The sequence below is a fragment of the Leptospira alexanderi serovar Manhao 3 str. L 60 genome (assembly GCF_000243815.2).
Classification (GTDB): Bacteria; Spirochaetota; Leptospiria; order Leptospirales; family Leptospiraceae; genus Leptospira; species Leptospira alexanderi.
On the sequence record NZ_AHMT02000021.1, the window covers coordinates 1 to 4166 of the forward strand.

Annotated in this window: 1 protein-coding gene and 3 pseudogenes; 1 reads left to right on the forward strand and 3 read right to left on the reverse strand. The window is 35.8% G+C overall.

What is annotated here, in order from left to right; genetic code table 11:
- Nucleotides 1-66: 66 nt before the first annotated feature.
- Both LEP1GSC062_RS25485 and LEP1GSC062_RS25490 read right to left on the reverse strand, forming a co-directional pair.
- Nucleotides 67-246 (reverse strand): annotated as a pseudogene (locus tag LEP1GSC062_RS25485) (transposase); the annotation flags it as partial.
- 107 nt (nt 247-353) lie between these two features.
- Nucleotides 354-741: pseudogene (locus LEP1GSC062_RS25490) on the reverse strand (transposase family protein); the annotation flags it as partial.
- 1341 nt (nt 742-2082) lie between these two features.
- Between LEP1GSC062_RS25490 and LEP1GSC062_RS07510 the strand changes: the two are divergent.
- The gene (locus LEP1GSC062_RS07510) at nt 2083-2661 is read left to right on the forward strand and encodes a DUF1564 family protein (RefSeq protein WP_010576110.1); all 579 of its coding nucleotides are present in this window, start codon (nt 2083-2085) and stop codon (nt 2659-2661) included.
- Here LEP1GSC062_RS07510 and LEP1GSC062_RS23015 read toward each other — a convergent pair.
- A pseudogene (locus LEP1GSC062_RS23015) lies at nt 2575-3860 on the reverse strand (transposase); the annotation flags it as partial. The gene LEP1GSC062_RS07510 and the pseudogene LEP1GSC062_RS23015 overlap by 87 nt on opposite strands.
- Nucleotides 3861-4166 lie beyond the last annotated feature (306 nt).

Here is a 4166-nt window from a genome sequence, read left to right on the forward strand (position 1 = left end):
TTTACCAAAGTCAGCTGCAAGGTCTGTCCGTCTCGGTTTTTCGTAGAAAGAACTGTGAGGGCAGGTCTTATCGTAAATATTCTTAACAAGTGGAAAAATCACTTTTGAATTCCTGTCGTCGACGTTTCCAGGAGTAATCATAAATGATAATATTTCACCTTGATCATTTACGATTAAATGCAATTTAAAGCCATAAAACCAGCCTGTGCTTGATTTCCCTCGTTGTGCAGTATCTTTAAATACTTTACAGCGTGTTCTAAAAACTTCATTTTATTTTACCAAAGATCAAGCTGCAAGGTTCTGTTCAGTTCCGGTTTTTTCCATAAGAAAAAATCGAGACTGGACAGGTTCTTATGAGAATGGATTCTTCTGTTGTCGCATACTTTGAGAATCGTAGAATCAATGAACGATATTCCCGAACATTTTCCCAGACAAGAATTTGATAGAAAGGAAGCTATGACAGATAACGCGTTAGGCATCAGTTCAACAAAACGATTGTAACTTACCGCTTTTGGAAATTCCGATTTTAAATTCTTTTTTATTTCTATCAGATAATAATTTTTAAATTCTCTATAATGAGAAAGATGAAAACAGACAACAATCGTTGCTACTTCACTCAGGCTTAACTGAAATTTTCGGTTTCTTTTTCGAACCACCGGACAAAAGTATTTTCACGTTCCAGTTTATTTTTTGTTGTGTACAATAATCGTCTATCGCACAAAATATCTCTGTCAGATCCATATTTAACCCCTTTCTTGCTGGAAATTTAGTTCAATATGTGATCTGGCGCTTTTCTGTACAAGAGCTTTCTCTGTTTTCCTTCTTACCGACCCTGCTCACGTTATCTACGTGTTGATGAGTTTATAGCCTATAATGATTTTTGAATCTATTCGCATTGAAAACCTTTTTGAGAGAGAATTGATTCTTAAAGATATCGTTACTATCGGAAAAATTTCCAAAAAAATTTATTTCGAAATGATTTACACTTTATATGGTTCCGATATTTACTTGTAAATACGAGGTTGGTCTACCGACCCTCAAATAAGTTATGTAATAATGTTTGGTTTTAAGTGTTACAATGCTCAAGACTTTACACGTCGAATGTGAGATGATAAAAGATAAGCAATAAATTTTAAATACTAAATACTAAATGACAATAGAGTTGTTGAAAATTAATCCTCTGTCCGTTTCTGCCCTATTGAAATGGGAGTTTGAAGCGGTTTTGTTAAACTGAATCATGGAATTTTTCAACAACTCTATTGATGTCTAAATTCTCTTGGATGTTTTCGACTAAAAATTTGTTTCAAAATCTTAGGATGTGCGGACTTCTATTTTTTGTTACGAATTTGCTGAATGGTTATAGTTGATTTCTTTTAAAATTTTGAGACAGGCTTCAAATCTTTTAATCGGTAATCAGAGTTTCTGCGAACTTTTCAGTTTCTCATTTGAGATGTAAATATAAATTTTAGACGTAGAATTTTAGGCCCTTGTTATATAGCTCTTAGTAATATACAATTTTCTAAAATAAATATCTTATAATAGGTCGGAACTACAGCCTATTCTTCAAAAAAGAGAAAGTTCTGAATTTAAAAGAATTAGAATTTTTTCATAAAATTTCGAACGATTACATCTACCAAAAGAACCGTAAAAAGTATGGCAAATACAAAATGCTCCTTGTATTTGACGAAAATGAAAGTAAGGGAGGAGCCTCTTGGAAAGATTTTAGCAACCAAAAAATTGGCAATTCAGAAATTTTGTTTATCCAACGAATTTTTTCAAAGAGGAAATCTATCTTTTTTTCAATTTTAATAGACTTTAATAATTCTCGAGAATCCCCAGAAAGGTCATCTGCGTAAAATGGCAGTTGTATAATGTTGTTCAGAATTTTTCTTTGGGACGGTTTCCCGACCTTAAATCACTATTAAAAACTAGCATTGAATTAAAGTTGTGAGAATTTTAGGGAAAAACTGTAAAAAATCAGAATATTATAATATTTACCCATAGAGTAAAGATCAGATCCAAAAAAGGAGATTTTTTTCAAAAAGCAGAACCGATTGAACGATTCCCGGAACCGTTACCGGTATGAAGACAAAAAAAGCAAAACAACCAATTCGACATTTGCGCTTATTGAAACCAAACCGTTCTGGAAGAACGCAATCTGATCGGAAAGCTATTTTAGTTTTGGATTCTCAAAGGAATCTGAAGAAGCTGGGTTCTCCAGCAGATCTCAATATTCCTAAAGAACTGGTTCCATTTTTAAACAGAAGAATTCGTGACGCGGGTTCTTTAAGGTTACTTTTGAATCACTGTATTTATAAAAAATGGTATTTGCTATCGGTTCCAAAGCAAACTCAAAGAGATAAGATTGGTTATCAAAAACAAAAGCTCGAATTGAAGAGATTTCCTTTTCGACCTTTTGAAGATGATTGGATAGAACTCAGGAGACTTGCGTTTCTTTATGGGGTTTCAATGTGTAGAATGTTTGTCAAACTACTTGAAACGGAATTTTTTCCCCCGAATCCCAACCGCCTTCGGCCTCCCGGATTCGTCAGAGAAAAAATTCCATTTCCAACAATCACTCCCATCACCACTGATCAGCACATCCAACCCGAAGACTTGAGCATTCTTCAAGAAGGAGAATTCATTCAAATAGCGAGTTGAGTTTTCAGGACGGATATAATAGTACGAAGCAAAAGCTGTCTTGAGCAGACGTTGATTTCCCTCAGATACAGCATTTGAGACACCACAGCGACTCCATCGATCTTTAGCCCATCTGTAACGAATGTCTTTGGACCTTGCAGAATGGTTTACTGATCGATGGTTAGGGTAAATTCCCCAAAGCCAAGGATACCCTTCATCAGTCATCAGAGGTGTGTGTAATGGAAGATGATCCTTGATGATTGGTCCTAATACAGATGCCTTCTGATTGGGCACTGAATTAAAAAACACAGGGCCTTTCTTCACTCCAATTGTGTGAACTAGAGTGCCGACTTGCCTTCCTCCTAAGCTGTCAGAAAGGTAAATAGAGGCTGTACTTCCTCCATGTCTGTATCGTTTTCTTCCGCCATTTGCTCGCTGTGAAGCTGAAAAAAGCACCATCGTATCAGCTGAGACATATGGTCTATTTTCCATTAAATGAGTAATATCAGTGTTTTCGTCAGGGGGTAGGGTGAAGCCTTTGAACTCTCGATCAAGAGCGTCATATGTCAGTTGCTTGTATTTTGGTAATTGCTGTGAGGCAAAGACTTGGAATCTTTGCTTCAAATTTGCCGCGCCTTTGTATGATACATTCAATCGTTTACTAATCTCAGTTGAAGTGAGGGTCTTTGGAAATTGTATCATGCTCTCATAGAGAACGTATGAGAACATATATAACGGAATTTTCATGTGATGAGGGGAGTGTAGCTCAGTCTTGACGTTAGATACCTACATCCCTCACAGCGGATCAATTCAGGTTGAGTTGATATCTCTTTAGTTAATAGCTTGCCTGGGCAGTTAGGGCAATACTTTGGGTAGAAGTCATTCAGGATCTTCTTAGTGAGGTTCGTAAAGAAGTCAATGTTGATTGCTGGGTTCTTACGTTTCTCTTTCAGTTGTGCTGATGTCAGTGGTTTAGGACGTGAAGGTGACTTGGTGGGTGCTAAAGGAGTGAACGTATTTGTGATACTCAAATTCAGATCTTGAGGGATCTTCATTTCAGTAGGACTCTTACTTTGTGTTTCAGGTGTTACAGGAAATAACTGATTCCCATTTCGGTTGTGATAAGTCTGATGAGATATACAGATTTCAGACCAAGTCACGATGTTCTTGTCGGATTGATTGGGAAGTGTTGAAGATAATGTTTTTAGAGCTGCTTGCATAACTTTTTATGAAAAAAAGCAAAGCTCGATACCAGATTTAAAAACAAGGAATTTTTTCTATGATTTTGTTTTCTTAATGCAAAAGCTGAAAATCAGGAACATGGAAGAAGGATCAAAACTGCAATTCAGGATTCAAAAATCAAATCCGATTCTTAGAAATTAAGATTCCTTCCGAGACCCTAAAGCGTTAGTCGAAATCAAAAATAGAATTTTAACCAATTGAGCGAAGAAACTAAAAAACTGGAATTTCAAAGAATTGATCAACGAGTTTGAATTTTTAAAATCAAAAGACCTCAATTCACTACT